This is a genomic window from Tunturiibacter gelidiferens (assembly GCF_014201335.1).
Lineage (GTDB): Bacteria > Acidobacteriota > Terriglobia > Terriglobales > Acidobacteriaceae > Edaphobacter > Edaphobacter lichenicola_E.
In genome coordinates this window covers 811251-833366 of sequence record NZ_JACHEB010000001.1, presented here as the reverse complement: position 1 = coordinate 833366, position 22116 = coordinate 811251, and the positions used below count along the sequence as shown (strand labels likewise).

General features: G+C 59.4%; 18 protein-coding genes. 11 read left to right on the top strand and 7 right to left on the bottom strand.

What is annotated here, in order from left to right; translation table 11 throughout:
- Positions 1-9 precede the first annotated feature (9 nt).
- From HDF14_RS03530 to abc-f, 3 genes are all read right to left on the bottom strand, one after another.
- On the bottom strand, positions 10-1203 hold the full coding sequence (locus tag HDF14_RS03530; RefSeq protein WP_183973529.1) for a glycoside hydrolase family 27 protein: 1194 nt from the start codon (positions 1201-1203) through the stop codon (positions 10-12).
- A gap of 186 nt (positions 1204-1389) precedes the next feature.
- Positions 1390-1653: a DUF2046 domain-containing protein gene (locus HDF14_RS03525; RefSeq protein WP_183973527.1), complete on the bottom strand. Its 264-nt coding sequence runs from the start codon at positions 1651-1653 to the stop codon at positions 1390-1392.
- A gap of 53 nt (positions 1654-1706) precedes the next feature.
- Positions 1707-3695, bottom strand: a complete 1989-nt coding sequence (gene abc-f, locus HDF14_RS03520) for a ribosomal protection-like ABC-F family protein (protein WP_183973525.1) — start codon at positions 3693-3695, stop codon at positions 1707-1709.
- Positions 3696-3968: 273 nt separating this feature from the next.
- On the opposite strand from abc-f, the gene HDF14_RS03515 reads away from it, so the two are divergent.
- The 9 genes from HDF14_RS03515 to HDF14_RS03475 all read left to right on the top strand — a co-directional run bounded on the left by HDF14_RS03515 (position 3969) and on the right by HDF14_RS03475 (position 15193).
- Positions 3969-5756, top strand: a complete 1788-nt coding sequence (locus tag HDF14_RS03515; RefSeq protein WP_183973523.1) for a DUF255 domain-containing protein — start codon at positions 3969-3971, stop codon at positions 5754-5756.
- 291 nt (positions 5757-6047) lie between these two features.
- Complete coding sequence (locus tag HDF14_RS03510) at positions 6048-6503, top strand: recombinase family protein (protein ID WP_183973521.1); 456 nt, start codon at positions 6048-6050, stop codon at positions 6501-6503.
- Between the two features lie 130 nt (positions 6504-6633).
- A complete protein-coding gene (locus HDF14_RS03505) occupies positions 6634-8289 on the top strand; it encodes an AsmA-like C-terminal region-containing protein (RefSeq protein ID WP_183973519.1) in 1656 nt (551 codons plus the stop codon).
- Positions 8290-8422: 133 nt separating this feature from the next.
- The gene (locus tag HDF14_RS03500; RefSeq protein ID WP_183973518.1) at positions 8423-8758 is read left to right on the top strand and encodes a hypothetical protein; all 336 of its coding nucleotides are present in this window, start codon (positions 8423-8425) and stop codon (positions 8756-8758) included.
- Between the two features lie 44 nt (positions 8759-8802).
- Positions 8803-9789, top strand: a complete 987-nt coding sequence (locus tag HDF14_RS03495) for a TIGR00730 family Rossman fold protein (protein WP_183973517.1) — start codon at positions 8803-8805, stop codon at positions 9787-9789.
- Positions 9790-9903: 114 nt separating this feature from the next.
- Positions 9904-11382 carry a DUF3300 domain-containing protein gene (locus HDF14_RS03490; RefSeq protein ID WP_183973516.1) on the top strand — a complete coding sequence of 493 codons (1479 nt, stop codon included), beginning with the start codon at positions 9904-9906 and terminating at the stop codon, positions 11380-11382.
- Between the two features lie 252 nt (positions 11383-11634).
- Entirely contained in the window at positions 11635-12807 is a 1173-nt protein-coding gene (locus HDF14_RS03485; protein WP_183973515.1) for a PHP domain-containing protein, read from the top strand.
- A 112-nt stretch (positions 12808-12919) separates the two neighbouring features.
- A complete protein-coding gene (locus HDF14_RS03480; protein ID WP_183973514.1) occupies positions 12920-14122 on the top strand; it encodes a glycosyltransferase in 1203 nt (400 codons plus the stop codon).
- 174 nt (positions 14123-14296) lie between these two features.
- The gene (locus HDF14_RS03475) at positions 14297-15193 is read left to right on the top strand and encodes a DUF4097 family beta strand repeat-containing protein (RefSeq protein ID WP_183973513.1); all 897 of its coding nucleotides are present in this window, start codon (positions 14297-14299) and stop codon (positions 15191-15193) included.
- Here HDF14_RS03475 and HDF14_RS03470 read toward each other — a convergent pair.
- Entirely contained in the window at positions 15190-16647 is a 1458-nt protein-coding gene (locus tag HDF14_RS03470; protein ID WP_183973512.1) for an alpha-amylase family glycosyl hydrolase, read from the bottom strand. The two genes, HDF14_RS03475 and HDF14_RS03470, sit on opposite strands and share 4 nt — an antisense overlap.
- Before the next feature lie 163 nt (positions 16648-16810).
- Between HDF14_RS03470 and HDF14_RS03465 the strand changes: the two genes are divergently transcribed.
- Both HDF14_RS03465 and HDF14_RS03460 read left to right on the top strand, forming a co-directional pair.
- On the top strand, positions 16811-18301 hold the full coding sequence (locus HDF14_RS03465) for a M20/M25/M40 family metallo-hydrolase (RefSeq protein WP_183973510.1): 1491 nt from the start codon (positions 16811-16813) through the stop codon (positions 18299-18301).
- 210 nt (positions 18302-18511) lie between these two features.
- A complete protein-coding gene (locus HDF14_RS03460; RefSeq protein ID WP_183973508.1) occupies positions 18512-18991 on the top strand; it encodes a hypothetical protein in 480 nt (159 codons plus the stop codon).
- A 22-nt stretch (positions 18992-19013) separates the two neighbouring features.
- Here the strand turns inward: HDF14_RS03460 and HDF14_RS03455 are convergent, their stop codons facing one another.
- From HDF14_RS03455 to HDF14_RS03445, 3 genes are all read right to left on the bottom strand, one after another.
- The gene (locus tag HDF14_RS03455) at positions 19014-20516 is read right to left on the bottom strand and encodes an aldehyde dehydrogenase family protein (protein WP_183973506.1); all 1503 of its coding nucleotides are present in this window, start codon (positions 20514-20516) and stop codon (positions 19014-19016) included.
- A gap of 359 nt (positions 20517-20875) precedes the next feature.
- A complete protein-coding gene (locus tag HDF14_RS03450; protein WP_183973505.1) occupies positions 20876-21433 on the bottom strand; it encodes a hypothetical protein in 558 nt (185 codons plus the stop codon).
- Positions 21379-22077: a hypothetical protein gene (locus HDF14_RS03445; protein WP_183973503.1), complete on the bottom strand. Its 699-nt coding sequence runs from the start codon at positions 22075-22077 to the stop codon at positions 21379-21381. The genes HDF14_RS03450 and HDF14_RS03445 overlap by 55 nt, the downstream gene beginning before the upstream one ends.
- Between the last annotated feature and the right edge of the window lie 39 nt (positions 22078-22116).

The following is a 22116-nucleotide window of genomic DNA, read 5'->3' as shown; positions in this document are numbered from 1 at the left end:
TGAAAAGCGTTATTTGCTGAGGATGAGTAAGGCGGCTCCGTGCTTCGGAATGTTGCGAGAGTAGAGACCGCTGCGTCTGCCCAGATCTTTGTTCTCCCAGACGTCATGGAGAGTTGCTCCTTGGGTAAAGCCTATCTGGGTGAGGTCGAGGCTTACGTCGCGTGAATCCAGGGCGGTGTTGAACATACCAACCGCTACTTTTCCGTTGGCGAGAGGTTTGGTCCAGACGGAGAAGTCACCGCGCTGATAGAGGCGAGTGGCCTGTTTACCGAGCGAGTCCTGATCGATGGCGATGACTTCTTTGTTGAGGAGGATGCCCTTGTCTTCGGGGGCCATCTTGCTGAGATCGTTGCCTGCGAGCAGAGGCGCGGCGAGGAGAGCCCAGAGGCTCATGTGGGTTCGATACTCGTCTGTGGTCATGTGGCCGTTGCCGACTTCGAGCATGTCGGGGTCGTTCCAGTGGCCGGGGCCGGCGAAGGGGGCGAGATCGGCTTGCTCGAGGCCGATGATGGTCATGCGGCCCCAGGTGTCGTCAATGTCGTCTGTGGTGCGCCACATCTGTGCGCCGACTTCTGGTCCCCACTTCCAGGGTTCGGCGATGCCATACTGGCAGAGGCTATAGAGGATTGGCCGGTTGGTGGCTTTGAGTGCGTCGCCCATCTTGCGGTAGGCGTCGATCATCATCTTGAAGGCGGCGTCTGTATTGCCGTTGTTTTTTGCGGTGAGCTCGCGCATGGGATCCTGCATGGAGCAGAGGTCGTATTTGAGAAAGTCGACACCCCAGCGGGCGTACATCTGTGCATCCTGGATCTCGTGGCCGAAGCTGCCTTCGAAGCCTCCGCAGGTCTTTGGCCCAGGCGATGAGTAGATGCCGAACTTGAGCCCTTTGGAGTGGATGTAGTCGCCTAGCTTCTTCATGTCGGGGAAGCGACTGTTGGGATGCAGCTCTCCGTTGGCGTCGCGGCTGCCCTGCCAGGTGTCGTCCACGTTGACGTAGATGTAGCCGGCATCGCGCATGCCAGTGGAGACCATGAGATCGGCTGCGGTGCGGACGTCGGCGTCGGTAACATGTTCCGCGAAGTGGTTCCAGCTATTCCAACCCATTGGAGGAGTTGCGGCGAGAGTGGACTGGGCGCGTAGGGTTGAGGACTGCCCGAGGCAAAGAAGAGCGAATGGGATTAAAACAGCTTTGCTAAGAAACATCGACACTCCGAATCAAGGACTCCGAAAAGCATATACCGCCAGCACACGGCAATTTTGTTGTCACTTGCAGCGCGCTGATGATGTGCGAGAAATATGGGAGGGCGTCGCTCCTCTAGTGTTACGGAGAGTTCTTCCCAGTTGCGTGAAGATTTTATGCGGTGGGTGCAGCGTTGGCTGAGATTTCGATCAGATAACTTTTCGGAGCGCGTTGACGACCTTTTCGCCTGCCATCTTGACTGCCGAAGCCGCCGTTTCACCCGCAGCCATGGTGTGTGTCAGCGCGGATCTCCTTGGTGCTTTCGGTTCTTCGATAGGAGAAGTTTCGATGTCGCCGCCGAAGATCGTGTGCTCCGCTTCAAGGCGATCGAGGGCTGCGTTCAACTGTTCGACTACTGCCTCGGCTTCATCTTCGATGACGATCAGTTCCATGTTGATCTTTCGATAAATCATGTGTGTCCTCGTCCTGCAATTGTATGCTTGCTCGCCCTGATGATTGACTTGGGCTAGGCGGTTTGCTGCTCCTCGAGGGTTAGGGAGAGTTCCTCCCATTCGGCGAGGAGGGTTGTGCGCTTTGCGCGGAGCTCGTCGAGTTTGGCAGCGTCTTTTTGGGACTGCTCTGCTGAGGTGAAGTTGCCTAGGCGGGATTCGGATTCGGAGATGAGGGACTCCAGGTGTGGGATCTCTTCTTCGGCGAAACGGAGACGGTCTTCGAGCTGTTTGAGCTTGATGGGATTGAGGCGTTTGATCGGGTTGGGTGGTGGTTCCGATAGGGAAGCGGGTTTCTCCACTTCGGTCGAAATGACAGATGTAGACGCTGGGGTGGGTGATGTGGGAGCCAGAGAATTTGTGATCTGCTCGGTTACTTTTTCTGGGCCGCCTTGTTTGCGCCAGAGGTAGTCCTCGTAGTTGCCGGGGTAGATGTGAAGCCGGCGGTCTTCTACTTCGAAGACGCGGGTGGCGAGGCCGTCGATGAAGTAGCGGTCGTGCGAGACGAAGAGGACGGTGCCGGTGAAGTTGCGGATGGCGTCGAGGAGGACGTCTTTGGCGCGGAGGTCGAGGTGGTTGGTGGGTTCGTCGAGGAGGAGGAAGTTGCTGGGCGAGACGAGCATCTTGGCCATGGCATAGCGGTTGCGTTCGCCGCCGGAGAGGACGCCTAGTTTTTTGAAGACGTCGTCGCCGGAGAACATGAAGCAGCCGAGGAGAGAGCGGAGTTCGACGACGGGGACCTTGGGGGCGGCTCCGCTGATGTCGTCCAGCATGCCTGCGTTGGGGTCGAGGACTTTGTACTGGTCTTGCGCGAAAAAGTCGGAGAGAACGTTGTGGCCTTCGCGGATGGTGCCTGCGGTGGGCTCTTCCTGTCGGCTGAGGAGGCGGATGAGTGTGGATTTGCCTGCGCCGTTAGCGCCTACGAGGGCGATGCGGTCGCCGCGCTCGATGGTGAAGCTGAGGTCGTCGAGGATGAGTTTCTCGCCGCCTGTTGGCGTAGGGTAGATCTTTTTGAGGTTGTTGACTTCGATGACGGTGCGGCCGCTGGCTGGAGGCTGCGGGATGGAGAAGTGGATGGTGGACTCGTCTTCGGGCACTTCGATGCGCTCGATCTTTTCGAGCTCCTTGATGCGGGACTGGACCTGTTTGGCTTTGGTGGCCTGGGCGCGGAAGCGGTTGATGAAGGCTTCGAGGGCTTCGATGCGGTCGCGCTGATTTTTATAGGCGGACATGAGTTGGGTGCGGCGCTCTTCTTTTTGAGCGACGTACTTCTCGTAGTTGCCGTGGTAGGTGTGCATTCGCTTGTTCCAGAGTTCGACGGTTTTATTGACGGTGACGTCGAGGAAGTAGCGGTCGTGCGAGATGAGGATGTAGGCGTTGGGGTAGTCGTGGAGATAGTTCTCGAGCCAGTTGCGGGACTCGATGTCGAGGTGGTTGGTGGGCTCGTCGAGGAGGAGGAGGGAGGGTTTTTGGAGGAGGAGCTTGGCGAGGGCAATGCGCATCTGCCAGCCGCCGGAGAACTCTTCGGTGTTGCGGTCCCAGTCTTCTTTGGAGAAGCCGAGGCCGCCGAGGACGGCGCCTACTTGTGAGTCGAGGTTGTAGATGTCGTGGACGTGGAGCTGGTCGGCGATGTCGGAGTAACGCTCGGCTGCTACTGCGTACTCTTTTGATTTGGGGTCGGCTTCGGAGATGGTCGTGGTGAGGGCGATGGACTCGCGTTCGAGCTCGTGGAGGTGGTCGAAGACGGAGAGGCACTCGCTAAAGACGGTGCGGCCGCGGAGGGCGAGGCCGTCCTGCGGGAGGTAGCCGAGGGTGACGCCTTTGTTGCGGGTGATGGTGCCGTAGTCGAGGGACTCGATGCCGCCGATGATTTTGAGGAGTGTGGACTTGCCGGTGCCGTTACCGCCGACCAGACCAGTGCGCTCGTCTGGATTGATGAGCCAGTTTGCGTCTTCGAAGAGGAGTTTTTGGCCGAAGCGTTTGCCGGCTGCTGAGAGTTGGAGCATTCTGCTTCTATTTTCTCATTGCTGGGGGAAACGCGGGTGTCCTGCCGGACGGGCGCCCTGCGCGGGCGGCGGTCACTTCGTGACCTGTGTACCGGTCTTGGCTGAGCTCACCTCTTAGGCCTCCCGTTGGTCGGCATGGAATTTAGCTTGCGACCAACGGGAGCACATCGCGAAGCTATTACGAGTCACGAAGTGACCGCTGCCCGCGCAGGGCGCCCGTCTAGCAGGCCCGGAGAATCCGTCTTAGGGCTATGGTTCGTACTTAGAGTGATTATGAGATTACGTTTGGCGGTTTTTATTTCTTTGATGATGTTTGCTCTTACGGGTTGGGCTTCGCCGGCTCCGGGGGCTTTGCACTGGAAGGCTTGGTCGGATGGGGCGTTTGCTCAGGCTCGGGCAGAGCATAAGTTTGTGCTGCTGGATCTCGAGGCGGTGTGGTGCCATTGGTGCCACGTGATGGATGATGTGACGTATCGTGATCCGGTGGTGGTGCAATTGCTGAATAGGCGGTATGTGCTGGTGAAGGTGGATCAGGACTCGCGGCCGGATATCTCGAATCGATACCAGGACTATGGGTGGCCGGCGACGGTGGTGTTTGCGGCGGATGGGTCGGAGATTGTGAAGCGGCAGGGGTATCTGCCGCCGAAGTTGATGTCGTCGATGCTGCAGGCGATTATTGACGATCCTTCGCCGGGACCGAGCGTCGAGAAGGAAGGTGTGTTTCGTCCGGCGTCGGATTCGGTGATCAAGCCTGCGCTGCTGGCGCGGATTGAGGTGCAGTACGAGAAGCAATATGACAAGCCGGTTGGTGGCTGGGGGTTTGTTCATAAGTATCTCGATGAAGAGTCGGTGGAGTATGCGATACGGCAGGGGGCGCGGGGGAATGCAGAGTATGCGAAGCGAGCGGCGGATACATTGCATGATGCGACGAACCTGCTTGATCCTGTCTGGGGTGGGATGTACCAGTATTCGGTTGGCCGGCATTGGACGGAGCCACACTTTGAGAAGTTGATCTCCATTCAGGCGGACGCGCTGCGGGAGTATTCGCTTGCCTATGCGCAGACTCAGAATGCTGAAGATTTAAACGCGGCGCAATCTGTGCATCGTTATGTTACAAACTTTCTGACTGCTCCTTCTGCGGGTGTTTTCTTTGTGTCGCAGGATGCGGATCTGCATGATGGGCAGGAGAATGAAACTTATTTCAAGCTTTCGGATGAGGGGCGGCGGGCGCAGGGGATTCCGCGTGTGGATACGCATGTTTATGCTCGCGAAAATGGGTGGATGATCGATGCTTTGTGCGACTACTACGCTGCAAGCGGTGATGCTTCGGCGTTAGAGCAGGCGCGTCGTGCTGCGGGATGGATTGTGGTACATCGCAGCTTGCCTGGCGGAGGATTCCGGCACGACGACGTTGATCCTGCCGGGCCTTACCTTGGGGATACGCTGGCGATGGGGCAGGCTTTTCTGGCGCTGTATAACGTTACGGGCGATCGCGAAGATCTGAAGGCTGCTACTGCGGCGGCGCAGTATATTGCTGCTCACTTTGCGCCCGCTTCAGCGGGTGGGGGATTTGTTACGGCACAGAAGGCTACGGATGCTGCGTATCGGCCGCACCCTGATCGCGATGAGAATGTCGCGCTGGTGCGGTTCGCGTCGGCACTTGCGCTGGCTTCGGGAGAGGAGCGGTTTCATGCAACTGCTGCGGAGGCGATGCGGTATGTTGCGGCGGAGTCAGTTGCGTTGCGGCCGCTTTCGGCTGGGGTGCTGCTTGCCAATGAGGATATGACTGAGTCTCCGATTCACGTTACCGTGGTGGGGGCGGCGTCGAATGCTGATGTGGTTGCGCTGCATACTGCTGCGTTGCGATCGATTACGTCGCGTGAGTTGATCGAGATACGTGACCCCGCCGATCCCGCGCCGTTGACCACGAGCGTGACTTACCCTCCGTTGAAGAGAGCTGCGCTTTTTCTTTGCACGGCACAGGCTTGCTCGTCGCCGATCTTTCGCGGGGAAGAGGTTCGGGCGAAGATTCAACGGGCGCAGCTTCAGACACAACGGTAGGCGATGTGTTCTGCCGGACGGGCGCCCTGCGCGGGCGGCGGTCACTTCGTGACTTGTGTACCCATTCGGATGGTGCTCCCGTTGGTCGCGGGCGACATTCTTCGGCCGGCAAGTGGGAGTCCGAAAGCGAACAGTGTTTTGTGAGATTGAACAGCCGAGGATGTGGGCGTTGTCGGCGGGATATCGCTTATATCTTGGTGAGACTGAAGTTACCGGGATGCTTGTGGCGTGTACTTTTGGCAGAGGAATTGCACGCTTCCATTACCAGATTCTCGATTGCGGAGGCTGGCTATGGCATATTTTGAACGGGTTCGCGATGTGGTTTCGGGGCCGTTTAGTCCTGAGATTATGGCGCAGCGTACGGCTGCGGGATGGCAATTGGTGTCGATCGAGTGGAAGCGGGAGCTGCCGGATCAGGAGACGCCGCGGGAGGGAGCGTTCGGCGAGGATATTCCTTTTGGGCTGCGAATCTCGGAGGACTGCATGAGGCTTGAGGTTCATCCCAGGGAAAATCAGATACTGATGCTGATGATGGATCTGCTGGGGGAGGACTTCTCGTATGCAAGCATTGTGAGCGACCTGAATGAGAAGGGGTTTCGGATGCGGAATGGCGGACCGTGGAACAGGGTGGCTGTGTTCAACATGATGCCGAGGTTGATTGAGGTCGGACCGCGCTTGTTTTCTTCCGACGAGTGGAGGAAGCGGGAGAAGAGGTTGTCGCAGGTGAAGGCGCCGGACCTCTTTTAATTACTGGTGATGCGGAGGCGGAGTAGCCGTCGCGTGGCAGAGCAGCACCTGTCGAGTCTTGTCTATCGGTATTTTTAAGCGGTTACGGCTTTTGGGCGGATAGGTGCGTCCAATCGGTAGAGGGTTTTTTTTGAACCAGACGGGTATTGATACGGTGGCGCCCGTAGAACGCCAGCGCTGGTGGCGGAGAGGCTGGGTTCTTTGGACCGGCGCGGCTTTTGTGCTTGTAGCGATTGCGGGGGCATTGATGGTGGAGTGGGGACTGCGGCAGCTGCAGCCGATGTTGCGGAAAAAAGTGGTGGAGTCGCTTTCTGCAAAGTTCCATAGCCCGGTGGAGCTGGATCGGTTTGAGCTGTCGATGCGCAAAGGCGTGATCGTGCGGGGTGGGGGGCTGCGGATTCTTTATCTTGCGGGGCCGACGAAGCCGGATGCTCGTCAGAATGCGCCGCCGATGGTGGTCGTGGACAGCTTTGAATTCGGTACGGATTGGAGGGAGCTGCTGCGGCCGACGACGCGCATCGTGGATGTGAAGGTGCATGGGGTGACGGTGAATATTCCGCCGAAGGAGGAGCGCGGACCGCTGATGCCGGATGACCCGAAGGAGAAGGGCCAGGGGAAGCTGAGTATTACGGTGGACCGGATTGAGTGTACGGACGCGAAGGTGACGCTGGAGACGATTAAGCCGGGGAAGAAGCCGCTGGAGTTCGAGATCAGCAGCGTGGTGTTGACCGATGTTGGGGCGAAGAAGCCGTTGAACTATACGGCGGTGCTGCGAAATCCGAAGCCGGTGGGAGATGTGCGCTCGACGGGGCACTTTGGACCGTGGCAGAGGGATAATCCGCGGGATACACCGATTGATGGGGACTATGAGTTCACGCATGCGGACCTGTCGTCGATTCATGGACTGGGCGGGATGCTGTCGTCGACGGGAAAGTATGAGGGGACGCTGGGGGCGATTGCGGTGGATGGAGCGGCAGAGGTGCCGGAGTTCCGGCTTGATATCAGCGACCATTCGCTGCCGATGCGGACGGAGTTCAATGCGGTGGTGGATGGGACGACGGGCGATGTGCGGCTTGATAGGGTGAAGGCACGGTTGGGCCGGTCGGAGTTGACGGCTACGGGGTCTGTGACGCGTGCCACGGGAGCGCCGGGGCATACGACGGACCTGCATGCGGTGATGGAGAAGGGCAGGATTGAGGACATGCTGGCGCTGGCGATGAAGGGGAACCCGGCGCTGATGCGTGGGGCGCTGGCGACGAAGGTGCATGTCGTGGTTCCGCCGGGGCCGGTGAGCGTTTCGAAGAAGGTGAGGCTGGATGGGACGTTTGCGATTCACGATGCGCTGCTGAATAACGTGAAGATGCAGCAGGAGCTGGATGCAATGAGCGAACGGGCGCAGGGGAAGCCGAAGCTGGCCAATGCGCAGGATGCGGCGGTGGTGGGGTCGTCGATGTCGGGTACGTTTTCGCAGGCGGACGCGGTGATGCAGATACCGGAGCTGAACTACCAGATGCCGGGCGCGCAGGTGACGATGAGTGGGCAGATCGAGTTGATTGGGAGCACCTACGAGTTTCATGGAAAGGTGAGGACCGAGGCGACAGCGTCGCAGATGACGACCGGATGGAAGAGTCTGTTGCTGGTGCCGTTCGACAAGCTGCTGAAGAAAAATGGGGCGGGAGTGGAGTTGCCGATCAAGGTGACAGGGACGCGGTCGACGTATGACTTGCGGCTCGATTTTCCGCACGATACGCGGGCGCCGGCCAAGCTTCCAACCCCTGCAAAATGAGAGAGGTGAGGAGAGGGGAGCCTTGGATGATGCTTTGGCCGGAGAGACAAGCGCGAGGCGCTCTGCTAGTGTCAGACTTGAGAGTTATTCGAGCAGAAGAGGTTTTGCGCAGAACGTTTTGATGCGGAGTTTGATGTCCGGACAGCCACAACTTTTCCCGAACCCTGAACCGACCGTTGAAGATGCGGCGGTGAATAAGGTTGAACCTGTAAAGAGAACAGCGCCGGTGTGGCTGCAGCGGCTGTCGCTGTTTGTGCTGGTGCTGTTCTGCGTGTATCTGGGCGTGCTGGTGATGGTACTGCCGTGGTGGACGCGGATATGGGATCGCAATGAGTTCATTCTGGCGAGGCCGTGGCTTGCTGCGGTGTTGCATAATGGCGCGGTGCGGGGGATGATCTCCGGACTGGGGCTGTTGGATATATGGATCGGTGTCTCCGAGGCGGTGCACTACCGCGATTACCGGGGATGACGGGCGATCGACTGCCGGTTTTCTAACATGTGGATAGAGAGACTATGAACCCTAAGGTGCCGGATACGCTGGAGCAGGCTCCGCTGGCGTATGAGAATGCTGATTTTTTGAACTCGCCCGAGGGGCGAATGCTGAGGATTCTGGCAGAGTACCAGGAGCCAATGGCGCGGTTTCGGCGGGAACGGATTCAGGACACGGTGGTGTTCTTCGGGTCGGCGCGGTTTCGGGCGCTGGACGTGGCGAACTCGGAGCTGGAGCTGCTGGCAAATACAGGGTCGGCTCAACCCGCGCCGAAGGAGGAGCAACCGGCGAGTCCGGAGGAAATTGAGAGGGGCGAGGCGAGCGCGCAGAAGCTGAAGCTGGCCGAAGCTGCGGTGGAGATGGCTCAGTACTACGAGGGCGCGCGGCAGCTGGCGGGGATGGTGGCTACGTGGTCGAAGACGCTGCCGGGCAGGCGACACCGTTTTGTGGTGACCTCGGGCGGCGGACCGGGGATTATGGAAGCGGCGAATCGCGGTGCGTATGAGGCTGGATGCAAGACGATCGGGCTGAACATCAGGCTGCCGTTTGAGCAGCACCCGAACCCTTACATTACGCCTGCGCTTAGCTTTGACTTTCACTATTTCTTCATGCGGAAGTACTGGTTTGCATACCTCGCGAAGGCGCTGGTGGTGTTTCCGGGTGGGTTTGGGACGCTGGATGAGATGTTCGAGCTGTTGACGCTGGCGCAGACGAAGAAGCTGGCTAAGAAGATTACGGTGGTGATCTACGGATCGGATTATTGGAAGAAAGTGATCAACCTTGAGCTGCTCGCCGAGAAGGGTGCGATCGCTACGGCGGATCTGGAGCTGTTTCAGTTTGCGGATACGCCGGAGGAGGCGTTCGCGCTGCTGAAGGCGGGGTTGACGGAGAATCATTTGGAGTCTGACTACGAGCGGGAGCAGGCGAGGTTGGAGAAAGAAGAGATTCCGGATCATCCGGCGCCGAGTGTGCAGGAGATGATGGGGCCGGATATCGCAAAGACTCGGTAGCTGGATTGGCGAACTTCGGGACGACCTGCGGGGTTCGTTCTGATAGGATTCTCGTTCTGGCACGCTCGTAAGGAATTAGATCGGTCGCAACACTCATCTTTTTTGAGGTCTTGCATGCAACGGAAACCAAGTGTCCTCGCCGCGCTTTTTCTTGTAGCCGTGTTGATGTTTCAGAGCTTTGGGGCGATGCTTCTGGCTCAAGCGGCCGCTGCGCCGCCACCACCACCTACGGCTGCGCAGCTTGATCAGTTGCTGGCGCCGATAGCGCTCTATCCCGACTCGCTGCTGGCGCAGATTACGACGGCTTCGACGAATCCTCAGGAGATTCTGGATGTCGATAACTGGCTGGCGCTGAATAAGAGCCTGAGCGGGACGGCGTTGACGGATGCGGCGCAGAAGCAGGGTTTCGATCCGGCTTTTATTGCTCTTACCAACTTTCCTTCTGTCATCGAGATGATGGCTGAGAATATTGACGACTACGCCGCGCTCGGGACGGCCGTCTCGTCGAATCAGGCGGAGGTGTCGGCGGCGATTCAGCGGTTGCGTTCGCAGGCTTATGCGGCGGGGACGTTGCGGAGCACACCGCAGCAGCAGGTTGAGGTGCAGCAAAATTCGGGGCAGCCGATTTATGTGATTCAGCCGGCGAATCCGCAGGTGGTGTATGTCCCGCAATATAACCCGACGGTGGTTTACGTGGCGCCGAGTACTAGTAGCGTGGTGGCTGCGTCGCTCATTGGCTTTGGGGTGGGGATCGGGATTGGGGCGCTACTGGTAAACAACCAGCCTTGGGGCTGGGGTGGCTGGGGATGGAACTGGGGTGGACACAGCATCTACTACAACCATGGCCCTTGGGGCGGATGGCATGGAGGGTACTATCCCCCGCGGCCGTATTACCGTCCACGGCCGGTGCCGTATGCCAGCCGTCCAGGGTACGGTGGCAACTGGGGATATCGTCCGCCGAACTATCGGCCACCGATGTCGGCGAACCGGCCGGGGTACAGCCGGCCTGGCTATGGGCAGCCGGGTTACCGTCCGGGCCAGCCGGGTTATCGTCCGGGTCGTCCCGGGGGATCGCCGGGCGGTCCTAACTACGGACGTCCAGGAACCAAGCCAGGAGGGTCGCGTCCTGGAACTCCGGGAAATGGGAATCGCCCAGGAACTCCTGGGAACGGAAATCGCCCAGGAACTCCTGGAAATGGAAACCGTCCAGGAACTCCTGGGAATGGGAATCGTCCAGGGACTCCTGGGAATGGGAATCGCCCGGGAACAGGTCCTGGAAGTCCTGGAAACGGCAATCGACCAGGGGGCGGTCAGGGTGGAGGACGTCCGTCTCAGCCGGGACAGGGTGGAAGACCGACTCCGCAGCCTCGTCCCACGCCGCAACCAGGCCGTCCAACAACGCAGCCTCGTCCGACTACGCGGCCAGCACAACCTCGCCCCACGCCGCAGACTCGGCCTACACAGAGCCGTCCTAGTCCGCAGTCTCGTCCTACAAGCCAGAGCAGACCTGCGCAACAGTCTCGGCCGGCTGGGAGGCCGTCGTCATCGGGGTCACGGCCACAGCCGAACCGGGGCGGCGGCAAGCCGAACTAGATTGTGCTTGTGAACTGTACGTTCTTGACGACAGGGCTGCGTAGCCGTCGTGATCCATCGACGCGAGCAGAAACTGGTGCGTTGGCCTCCACTACGTTTGGCGATCGGAATAAGAGCCTACAACCTTTAGGGAATCATTGTAGATACTGGGGTTACGGATTTTGAAGCTGCATTGTTGGTGCAGTTACACCCTCGTCACATTAGAACTCGATACTGCACTCGTAAGCAGCCTGACAATCTGGGGGTGACCCGATGAGCCAGTCGAGTGTTTCGTACCTGTGGCGGGAACCGGAGGCGGCGAAGGGTTTTGAAACCGGGGTCTCGCTGCATAGTCACACCAACCAGTCGAAGGAGACTCTGGATTTCATCTCGGAGATGTCCAAGGACTGGAGCGTGCTGCAGCCGGTGATGCGGTGGGCAGAACGACGGTGCAAGCGGCGGCAGAGCATTGACCTGAACTATGCCCGGGGCTACTGGACTCCCCCGCTGACACCGAGCCTGGCTTTTGATCTGGAGCGGCGGCAGATTGAAGAGAAGCTGCAGATGCAGGCTCTCGTGTCGATTACGGATCACGATGACATCAATGCGCCGATGCTGCTGCGATCGGTGCCTTCGTCACGGCATATTCCGGTGTCGGTTGAGTGGACGGTGCCTTTTGGCGACACGGCGTTTCATATCGGCGTTCACAATCTGCCGAGCGCGACGGGCGTGGCGTGGATGGAGCGTCTGGCTGCGTTTACGGCGCTTCCGGTGGCGAGTCGCGATCCTCAGCTACTGCGAGAGGTTCTGGCTGAGCTTGATGAGATTCCGGGCGTGCTGGTGATCTTCAATCATCCGCTGTGGGATCTGTACCGGGTGGGCAAGGAGAAGCATGACGTTCTGGTGAACGAGTTTCTCGCTCTGTATGGGCAGTTTGTCCACGCGCTCGAGTTGAACGGGCTGCGTGACTGGAAGGAAAACCGCGAGGCGGCGACTCTGGCCGGCAAATGGAATCAGCTGGTAATCAGCGGCGGAGACCGCCATGGTGTGGAGCCGAATGCGAATGTGAACCTGACACGGGCAGGCAGCTTTACCGAGTTTGTACACGAGGTGCGGCGTGATCGGGAGAGTCATGTGCTCTTTATGCCGCAGTACGCCGAGCCCTGGAAGCATCGGATTCTGCAGTCAACCTTGGATACGATCCGCAACTACCCACACTTTCCGGAGGGCTCGCGCCGCTGGGATCAGAGGGTCTACCATCCGGATCGACATGGAGAGATCCGTCCGGTGTGTGAGTTGTGGCCGAAGGGCTATCCACCCTCCCCGATCAGTGCGGTTCTGTCGATGGTGAGGCTGATGGGCGCGGCGCCGTTGTCGGGTGGCCTGCGGATGGCGTGGAACGACAGTGTCGAGATGCAGACCACACTGGCGAAGCTGGATGCCTGAGGAGCGGGTCTGCAGAATCGATGTGTGACCGTTTTTGATCCGATTTAATCTCTTCGTTCGATTGCGGAGATACTTGTTTCCGCAGGCGAAGCGCGCGGGGTAGTCTAGAGCGATGCGGGTGCCGCGTGTTGCCTACTTTCCGGACTCCTTCCATGAGGTGAACGGGGTCGCGCATACGAGTCGCAACTTTGTGGCCTATGCAGAGCGGCATGGGCTGCCATTTCTTTGCGTGCGTGCTGGCGGGCGGGCGGAGGCTTTCGAACAGCGGGACGAACTGAGGACGTTGGAGCTGGGGCGCAGTCGTACGTCGGTGCGAATGGAGAAGGATCTTGAGTTCGACACGCTGTTCTGGCGACACGGCGGAGCGATTCGACGGCAGTTGGAGCGGTTCCGGGCGGATGTGATCCACATCACAGGGCCGAGTGAGTTGGGGATCTTTGGCGCGTACTTTGCGTGGGAGATGGGGATTCCGCTGGCCGCGTCGTGGCATACGAATGTGCATGAGTACGCAGCGCGCAGGATGGGTTGGTTGACGGGAAGAATGTCGGAGCACACGGGTGCGACGACTGAGCGTGGGGTGGAGGCGGGGGCATTGTGGGCAGCTTCGCGGTTTTATCAACTGGCGAAGGTTCTGTTTGCGCCAAATGAAGAGCTTTGTGGCATGTTGGAGAGAGCGACGGGAAGGCCCTGCTACCTGATGCAGCGTGGTGTGGATACGGAGTGGTTTTCTCCCTTGCACAGGACACGCGAGGCTGATGAGTCGGCGGTGGTGCTGGGATATGTGGGGAGGCTTTCGATTGAGAAGAATGTGAAACTGCTGGCACGGGTGCAGAGGGAGCTGGCAGCGGCGGGAGTGGATGGAGTGAGGTTTCTGATTGTCGGGCATGGGAGCGACGAAGCAGAGCTGCGGCGGGAGTTGGCGGATGCGGAGTTTGCCGGCGTGCTGCGGGGGGCTGCGCTGGCGCAGGCTTACGCGAATATGGATGTTCTGGTGTTTCCGTCGCATACGGACACGTTTGGAAACGTAGTGCTGGAAGCGCTTGCAAGCGGGGTGCCGGCGGTAGTGACCCCTGACGGTGGACCGAAGTTTATCGTGAGGGATGGCGAGACTGGATTTGTAACTAACGATGATCATTTTGCAGCCGCGGTTGCGGAGTTGGTGAGAGATCGGCAACGGTTGGAAGGGATGCGGCTGAAGGCACGGCAGTATGCGTTGGGGTGTAGCTGGGACGCGGTGTTCGACCGGGTCTATGCCGGGTATGAAACGGCATTGCGGGTACCCTGGACTGAGTTGAAAGTCGGCGAGCTGGCGTAGCGGGTTTCAACGATGACGGAAGCAATTATTGATCTCTGTCCCGGTGCACACTAGCGGAGAATGGTTTGGGAAATTCGTTTTGATCGGCTCGCGTCGATTTATCCGGAATCGTGGAACCTGATGGGTCTCTCTTGCGTAACCTCCTTCGCCAGCCCTTGCAAACAGGAGATTACTATGTCGTTTTCAGGAAACAGATCAACGGGATCCGCCGCCATGATTGCGGCGGTTGCTCTTTCTCTTGCGTCTTCCGCAGCGCTTGCCCAAAGCTCGGACAACGATTGGCAGAAGGTGTATGCGGTGAGCGGCTGGAGTGCTTCACTCACGGTAGAGACAGGCGATAGCGGTCTTGAGATTCGCTCCTGCGGAGAGTGCAAAGAGATCAAAGTTCATGTGGAATCAAACCGGAAGTTGAGCGAGTACAACCTTGAGGAGCGTCAGGAGGGAGATCATGTCTTCTTCAGTTTCAAAGAGAAGCCGCATATGGGTGTGCATATTCTGTGGAATGAAGGCCGAAGGACGAAGGTAAGCGTGGAGACTCCTATGAAGCTCGATCTGGATGCCAGGGTGGCTGACGGCAGTCTTTCTGCGAGCAACCTGGTGGGGAAGGTGCAGATCCGTGCTGGCGATGGGTCGGTGGCGCTCGATGACATCAAGGGGGATGTGCATCTTGTCTCTTCGGACGGCAGTGTCAGCCTCCGTAACGTGATTGGCACGCTTGATGCGCGTGGTTCCGACGGCAGTATGAAGATCGATGGACAGTTCTCGACGGTTCAGCTTGAGACTAAGGATGGCAACCTCGACTTTACGCTTGCCCCGGGTTCGCAGCTTACGGCTGAGTCGCGGATTAAGAGCTCAGATGGGCAGGTTTCGATCAGACTGCCGCAGACTCTCTCTGCGGATGTGGATGTAGCAACCGGGGATGGACACCTTATTTGCACGCTTCCGCTCACGATGGATCACTACAACAGCGGAGAGTCGGGCGGCCATCATCTGCATGGGCATTTGAATAGTGGCGGCGTTCCGTTCAGCATTCACGCATCTGACGGAAACGTCAGTATTACGACCATCTAGTAGCGGAGTTCGCCTACGTAGGCGAAGTAAGGCGGCAGTGTCATTTCGTCGAGATGCATGGTGCCCATACCCTCGTCTGAGCGCAGTATGGTACGGAGGAAGCTGCCGCGGAGGCCGAGCTTTGTGATGTCGGCCTTGAGCGAAAGGCGGACTGGTTGTGCCGTGAGATTAAAGAGCAGCACCAGAACGGGCGAGCCGGCAGAGACGACTTTTGGTTTGCGGACAAGGACGAGAACGTTCTGGTCGTCGCGGTTGATGGTGAGACTGGCGCCGGAGGCCAGTGTGGCGTTGCCGTGATGGAGTGAGCTGAGCTGACGGTACCAGTTCAGAAGAGAGTTTGGGTCGGCATCCTCAAGAGCGACGTTCGGTGCGGCGTCTGGGGCTGAGGCTTCGGGTCGTGTGGTGACATAGCCCTTTGCAGGTGGCAGTGGGGCGTCCCAAAGGATAAGCGGGGTAGTGGAGGCTGATGCGGATGTTGCGTGCACGCCCAGCTCCTGGCCATAGTAGATGATCGATTCGGCGCGAGTAGTGAAGAGCAGGATGGCGAGGAGTTTGGCGATGGCGAGATCGTGCTGGCCGTCAGCGTAGCGGCTCATGCTGCGAGTGAAGGTGGGGCCGTCGGTGGCGAGTAGAGGCAGACTATGTCCGGCTTGTTGGATGTCCTGGAGACGTTCGATGACAGGGCGGATGGCTGCGGCGCTCAGGCTCGTGATGGCGCCGAGGCGGTTGTCGAGGAGGAGCTGTGGCGATTGAGTATCCAGAGTAGTGAAGGTGGTTGCCGGGGCGCCCGTAGTTGACTTGCGCTGAGACCGGGCGTGAGCGTGATGACGGCCGCGTGTGTCGGATTTCGGCTGCGGCTGCGGCTGCGGCTGAGGTTGAGAGGTTGGGGGAAGGTTAGGATCGGCGTCAGCGATGAGGATTCGCTGGCCCAGGTAGCTGGAGTTCGCGGTGCGAAGGGTTGTGGCCTGGGTACGGGCGACGTCATTGGTACCGGAGACGTGGAAGCCAGCGACACCTCGGTTGAGCCAAAAACGGGCGACGTTGGGCAGGTCGGCGGCGGGAATCGCGGGGTCGAGATCGAGCAGGACGCGGAGGTGGCGGCTGCTGGCTTCGCGGAGAAGGTCATCGAAGTCGTCGAGAGTGCCGAGGTTTGGGGCGATCTCCTGTGCGTGGGTTGCGTCGGGTTGGAGTGGGGTGAGGAGGATGGCGTCAGCGCCGAGGGAGTGAATGTAGTCGAGGCGCTCGGTGACGCCGTGCAGGCCGCTGCTGCCGGCGGGGTTGAAGTCGGCAGGGTTTACCTCGTAGATGATGGCTCGCTTCCACCAGAGATCGGTTGTCATGCCCGAGCCCACCCAGCCGGGTCGCGCGAGGGTTTGGGATCGAGCGAAGGGAACTGTCGCAGTCAGAGTGCAGGAGAGACAGAGGGAGAGGAGCGTTCGATGGAGGTTGATCATGCGTTCGTTATTGAGATGCTACCTGAGAAGGCGAGGGTGAGGAGCGCGGCGTTTCCTAGGGTTACGAGGAAGCATCGTCGCATGGATCTGATCATTCCTTGTGTTTGGAGAGTCGAGGTTTTATGGTCAATGAATCCGGTCCAGCGAAAAAAGGAGATTTTGCATGAAAGGTGTTGTCGCTTTCGGAATTGGCGCTGTGTTGTTGTTTGTTCAGACGGGGTTGGCGCAGATGGGCGCACCAGATACGCCACCACCGGCTTCGATGCCGGCTTTTGCGGGGCCGCTGGCTGCGAAATATAAGGCAGATGCGGATCGAATTCTAAAGGCGTCTGAGACTGATGATGATGGGTATGTTGCGCTGACCTACTTGTGCGACCACATCGGCAAGAGGCTGAGCGGGTCTCCACAGCTGAACACTGCAGTGGAGTGGGGCGCCGAGTTGATGCGGAAGGCCGGGTTGCAGAATGTGACGGTGCAGCCGGTGATGGTGCCGCGTTGGGTGCGGGGGAGCGAGTCGGGTGCGATTGTCTCTCCAGTGACGAAGTCGCTGCATATGTTGGGGCTGGGGATGAGCGTGGGTACGCCGAAGGAAGGGATTACGGCGGATGTGGTATTTGTGCCGAGCTTTGCGGCGCTCGATGCGATGTCGCCGGAGCAGGTGAAGGGGAAGATCGTGGTCTTCAACCCGGGTTGGCATGGTTATGGGTTCAACGTGATGTATCGCGGGTTGGGGCCGTCGAAGGCTGCGGCGAAGGGCGCCGTTGGAGTGCTGGTGCGTTCGGCGACGGGGTTGGCGATGCAGACGCCGCACACGGGCGCGTTGCGGTATGACGAGAAGGTGCCGAAGATTCCGGCGGCTGCGATCTCAGTCGAAGATGCGCTGATGATCGAGCGGCTATGTAAGGAAGGGCCGGTGAAGGTCCATCTGCAGATGGATGCGCACATGGAAGCGGATGTTCAGGCCGGCAATGTGATCGGCGAGATTGTGGGAAGTGAGCATCCTGAGCAGGTGGTGGTGATTGGCGGCCATATCGATTCGTGGGATGTTGGGCAAGGAGCGCAGGACGATGGATCTGGCATTATGGGAGCGTTTCAGGCGGTGACTCTGATTCACAAGCTGGGGCTGAAGCCGAAGCGTACGATCCGGCTGGTGTTTTGGGTGAATGAGGAGAACGGCGGGGCGGGCGGGCAGGCTTATCGCAAGATGGTCGGCGAGAAGATTAAAGATCAGGTCGCGGCGATCGAGATGGATGAAGGAGCGGAGAAGCCGCTCGGGATGGGATATGGCGGGTTCGAGGCGATGATGCCGGGTGCGGCGCCTTTTGATTTGAACAAGCTGCCGCCGGATCAGCAGCAGTCGTTTGCCGCGTTGCAGGATATCGCTTCGCTGCTCGCGCCGATTGGGGCGGATCGGGTGCTGCCGGGTGGGGGTGGGTCGGATATTGAGCCGCTGACTGATGATGGAGTGCCTGCCCTGGCTCCGCGGACTGATGATCTGCACTACTTCGACTGGCACCACACGGATGCGGATACGCTGGATAAGGTGGATCCGAAGGAGTTCCGGAAGAATGCGGCTATGCTGGCGGTGACGACGTTTGTGCTGGCCGATATGGATGGTCGGATGGCGGGGAAGAGTACTGCTGCTGCGAAGTAGGCTGAAGATGTAAGAGCGCGATTGCGGCGAATCGAAGTTTTGGTTCGTCGTGATCGCGTTCAAAATTCATGGTGCTTTGATTGACAGGGCGGGGTTGGCTCGATAGCCTCGAAGTCCGGCAGTGATTGGTGGGCCAATCTTTTTGCTGTCCGAATCCCAAGGGTCCTCGTCTGCGATGCACGCGATGCGATGGGGCGGAAGGCTGGACATATGAGCACACGAGCTGATTTCAGCGTTGATGAGTGGGACCTCCTGCGTTCCTCTCCGTTTATGGCGAGCATTCTGGTTGTCGCGGCGAGTCCGAGCGGCCCGATTGGGCTTGTTCAGGAGTCAACCGCTGCGGGCAAGATGATCTTGACCGCTGCATCGTCGGCGCAGACCCCGCTGCTGAAGGATCTTGCGTTAGACCTGACGCAGAAGATGTCGATTCCCAAGCCTCCGGCGGGAGCCACCCCTGCGCAGGTGCAGGGTGCGGCTACCGAGATCCTGAAGCGGACGTCGGATCTGCTGGCGCAGAAGGCTACTCCGGAAGAAGCGACCGAGGTGAAGCAGTGGCTGGCCGGAGTTGCGAAGGCGACCGCAGAGGCCACCAAGGAAGGCGGGTTTCTCGGCTTCGGAGGGACTCTGGTCTCCGATGAGGAGAAGGCTGCGCTGGCTACGGTCAACTCGACGCTGGGGCTTGCTGCCTAAAACGGCTGCTGTTCAGCCACGTTTAGTCGATGTCGAAGCTGACTCCTTGTGCCAGGGGCAGGTCGGTGCCGTAGTTAATGGTGTTGGTGGCGCGGCGCATGTACTGCTTCCAGGCGTCTGAGCCGGACTCGCGTCCGCCGCCGGTTTCCTTTTCACCGCCGAAGGCTCCGCCGATCTCTGCGCCTGAGGTTCCGATGTTGACGTTGGCGATGCCGCAGTCGGAGCCGGTGGCGGAGAGGAAGAGCTCGGCCTCGCGGAGGTTCATAGTGAAGATCGATGACGAGAGGCCCTGAGGGACGTCGTTGTGGAGGGCGAGGGCGTCGGCGAAGTCGGAGTATTTGAGGACGTAGAGGATCGGAGCGAAGGTCTCGCGCTTGACGGTGTCGGTTTGAGAGCCGATCTCGACGAGGGCGGGACGGACGTAGAAGGCTTCGTCGTTCGCGGTGGGGATTCGTTCTCCTCCAGTGACGGCTGCTCCGGCGCTGCGGGCTTCTTCGAGAGATTTTTGCATGGCGTTGTAGGAGCGCTCGTCGATGAGCGGGCCGACGAGGGTGCCTTGCGCGCCGGGATCCCCGATGACGACGGAGCCGTAGACCTTTTTCAGCTGCGGGACGAGCTTGTCGTAGACGTCGGCGTGGACGATGAGGCGGCGGAGCGTGGTGCAGCGCTGTCCAGCGGTGCCCATGGCCGAGAAGGCGATGGCGCGTAGGGTGAGATCGAGGTCGGCCGTGGGGGCTACGATGGCGGCGTTGTTGCCGCCTAGCTCCAGGATGGCGCGGGCGAAGCGTGCGGCGAGCTTGGGGGCTACGGCGCGGCCCATGGCGGTCGATCCGGTAGCGGAGACCAGCGGGATGAGCGGGCTATCGACCAGTTGCTCGCCTACCTTGGCGTCGCCGATGAGGAGAGTTGCGAGACCTGCGGGAACTCCTCCGAACTTTTTCGCGGCTCGTTCGAAGATGGCCTGGGTGGCGAGGGCGGTGAGGGGAGTTTTTTCGCTGGGCTTCCAGACGACGGCGTCACCGGCGACGAGGGCGAGGGCTGCGTTCCAGCTCCAGACGGCGACGGGGAAGTTGAAGGCGGAGATGATGCCGACGACGCCGAGGGGGTGCCAGGTCTCCATCATGCGATGTTTGGAACGCTCGGAGGGGACAGTGAGGCCGGCGAGCTGGCGAGAGAGGCCTGCGGCGTAGGTGCAGATGTCGATCATCTCCTGGACTTCGCCGTGGCCTTCGGAGAGGAGCTTGCCGGTTTCGATGGTGACGAGGCGGCCGAGGGGTTCGAGGTTGGTGCGGAGCTCTTCGCCGAGGAGGCGGATGAGTTCGCCGCGCTTGGGGGCGGGGACGTTGCGCCACTCGAGGTAGGCGGCGTGGGCCCGGGCGATGGCCTTGTTGGCGGCCTCGGGCGTGATGGTGGCGATCTGGGCGATGACTTCGCCGGTGATGGGGGTGCGGACGGTGAGGCTGCCGGTGGTGGCGGGGACGCCGAGGTGCGCGAGGATAGCTTCGACTTCTTTTCTGATCGTCATGGTTTGTCGGGATTGTTCTCGTGGGCTAGCGTAGATGGTTCGGGTGAAGGGTGGCAAGTTGGCGTGTGGGGGTGCCCCCCATATACGCTGCGCATAAATTCCTTTGAATCAGTAGTTTACAGTTAGCTTATGCCTGCAAGATCGTCATAACAAAAGGCTTACGTCCAAATTCGTCCAAGCAAAGGGGTTACGGGTTGCAATAGAAAAGCCCTCTTGCAGCGAGGGCTTTTCGGAGTCTTTTTCAAGTATAGCGGTTGGAGGGTAACTGATACGCCACGCGAATGTGCTGGATTGGCGCGGGTTTTCGCGATTAGGGGCTTGACAAGATTTTGGGGGACGAGTGTTAAGACGATAACGGATTACTGGTTCGGACGGAGAACCTTGCGATCGCCTTCCTCGGGTGTCTTCAACGGATCTGCTTGAATGGTGTTTGCACCTTTGCTTTCGTCTTCGCTGGCGGTCGGAACTGAAATTCCGGAAGCCGCGATGTACAGGTCGCTCTTCTTTGTGTAAGACACGGCCAGAGTGTGTGCTCCTGCTTTTTCCTTCGGTGAACGGGGGAACTCCAGGATGTAACGCTCGCGCAACATCTGCGTAAACTCCTTGAGTTCGAACATGGCGATATGCTCGCTGGTGTGGAGCCGGATTCCACCGCTTTGTACGCATATCTGTTCGAATTTGTCCTCGGGGCTCGTGAAGAAAGACGAGTTGACGTGAAACATCTCTGATACCTCGTGAGGCTTCCCAAAGGTGACTGTTTGAGTCGGCATCAGCCCAAAGACAGTCACTGAATTGATTTGCGCCTGGGTCATGATCTTCGTCCACAGAGTCTTGCTGCCGGTGTCGTTGCCGTCGGTCACAGTCAGGAGAACGCGTCTTCCTGATTGTTGATCGAGGTCGTCGAGCACTTGCGCCATGGAGTCCCACAGCCGGATGGTTGGCTGCAGGACGGTGGAAGAGCTTTCTTCCGTTTCTTCAGCTCTTGGTTTTGCTCTTGACGAATCTGCCACGGCGCCATGGCTCTTTGAACGGCGTCGGTGAGTACCGATGAATTTGCCGGGGTGTCGAAAGCTGTGCGAATCAAGGTGCAAGCGATCGCATAGACCGAGACATGGTCTTGGGGATGGAGGAAATCAGGCGGGAGGGCAGCAATGGCTCGGGTGAGGGCCGGCAACAGCTCGTTTGCTGGACTGGTTGTGTCGATGAGGATTGCCAGGGAGATTGGATCCTCGCCTTCGCGGCGAACGTAGGTGGGTCGGAACCGCGGCCCGGAGTCAAGGCTGACACGGAATCCCGATGGGTCGATCGGCTTCATTCGCTCGTAGTCTTTACTCAAGACGAGGACGGGGACCTGCTTGAGATTGGTATAGACGTGGAGGGTGGGGGTTGCGTCAGCGGAAGGAGTTTGCTGTGCGGCGGTGGATGCTGCTTTCGGGCTTGATTGAGCGGTGGCGACGACGGCAGCGAGTAACAGAAGGATTGTGCAGGCAGGCGTTCGAGGGATTCGTAGGAGCCTATTTCTCTTCTTCTCGTTCGAGATCCTGCGTTGCCGTTTGGCCATGGTCATTTCGACCCGCGACGCGATTACTCGTGGCGTTGC

Excerpts from the sequence above, each read along its gene's own strand:
- HDF14_RS03530 (WP_183973529.1), bottom strand. The coding sequence starts at position 1,203 with ATGTTTCTTAGCAAAGCTGTTTTAATCCCATTCGCTCTTCTTTGCCTC.
- HDF14_RS03525 (WP_183973527.1), bottom strand. The coding sequence starts at position 1,653 with ATGATTTATCGAAAGATCAACATGGAACTGATCGTCATCGAAGATGAA.
- abc-f (WP_183973525.1), bottom strand. The coding sequence starts at position 3,695 with ATGCTCCAACTCTCAGCAGCCGGCAAACGCTTCGGCCAAAAACTCCTC.
- HDF14_RS03515 (WP_183973523.1), top strand. The coding sequence starts at position 3,969 with ATGAGATTACGTTTGGCGGTTTTTATTTCTTTGATGATGTTTGCTCTT.
- HDF14_RS03510 (WP_183973521.1), top strand. The coding sequence starts at position 6,048 with ATGGCATATTTTGAACGGGTTCGCGATGTGGTTTCGGGGCCGTTTAGT.
- HDF14_RS03500 (WP_183973518.1), top strand. The coding sequence starts at position 8,423 with ATGTCCGGACAGCCACAACTTTTCCCGAACCCTGAACCGACCGTTGAA.
- HDF14_RS03495 (WP_183973517.1), top strand. The coding sequence starts at position 8,803 with ATGAACCCTAAGGTGCCGGATACGCTGGAGCAGGCTCCGCTGGCGTAT.
- HDF14_RS03490 (WP_183973516.1), top strand. The coding sequence starts at position 9,904 with ATGCAACGGAAACCAAGTGTCCTCGCCGCGCTTTTTCTTGTAGCCGTG.
- HDF14_RS03485 (WP_183973515.1), top strand. The coding sequence starts at position 11,635 with ATGAGCCAGTCGAGTGTTTCGTACCTGTGGCGGGAACCGGAGGCGGCG.
- HDF14_RS03480 (WP_183973514.1), top strand. The coding sequence starts at position 12,920 with ATGCGGGTGCCGCGTGTTGCCTACTTTCCGGACTCCTTCCATGAGGTG.
- HDF14_RS03475 (WP_183973513.1), top strand. The coding sequence starts at position 14,297 with ATGTCGTTTTCAGGAAACAGATCAACGGGATCCGCCGCCATGATTGCG.
- HDF14_RS03470 (WP_183973512.1), bottom strand. The coding sequence starts at position 16,647 with ATGATCAACCTCCATCGAACGCTCCTCTCCCTCTGTCTCTCCTGCACT.
- HDF14_RS03465 (WP_183973510.1), top strand. The coding sequence starts at position 16,811 with ATGAAAGGTGTTGTCGCTTTCGGAATTGGCGCTGTGTTGTTGTTTGTT.
- HDF14_RS03460 (WP_183973508.1), top strand. The coding sequence starts at position 18,512 with ATGAGCACACGAGCTGATTTCAGCGTTGATGAGTGGGACCTCCTGCGT.
- HDF14_RS03455 (WP_183973506.1), bottom strand. The coding sequence starts at position 20,516 with ATGACGATCAGAAAAGAAGTCGAAGCTATCCTCGCGCACCTCGGCGTC.
- HDF14_RS03450 (WP_183973505.1), bottom strand. The coding sequence starts at position 21,433 with ATGGCGCAAGTGCTCGACGACCTCGATCAACAATCAGGAAGACGCGTT.
- HDF14_RS03445 (WP_183973503.1), bottom strand. The coding sequence starts at position 22,077 with ATGGCCAAACGGCAACGCAGGATCTCGAACGAGAAGAAGAGAAATAGG.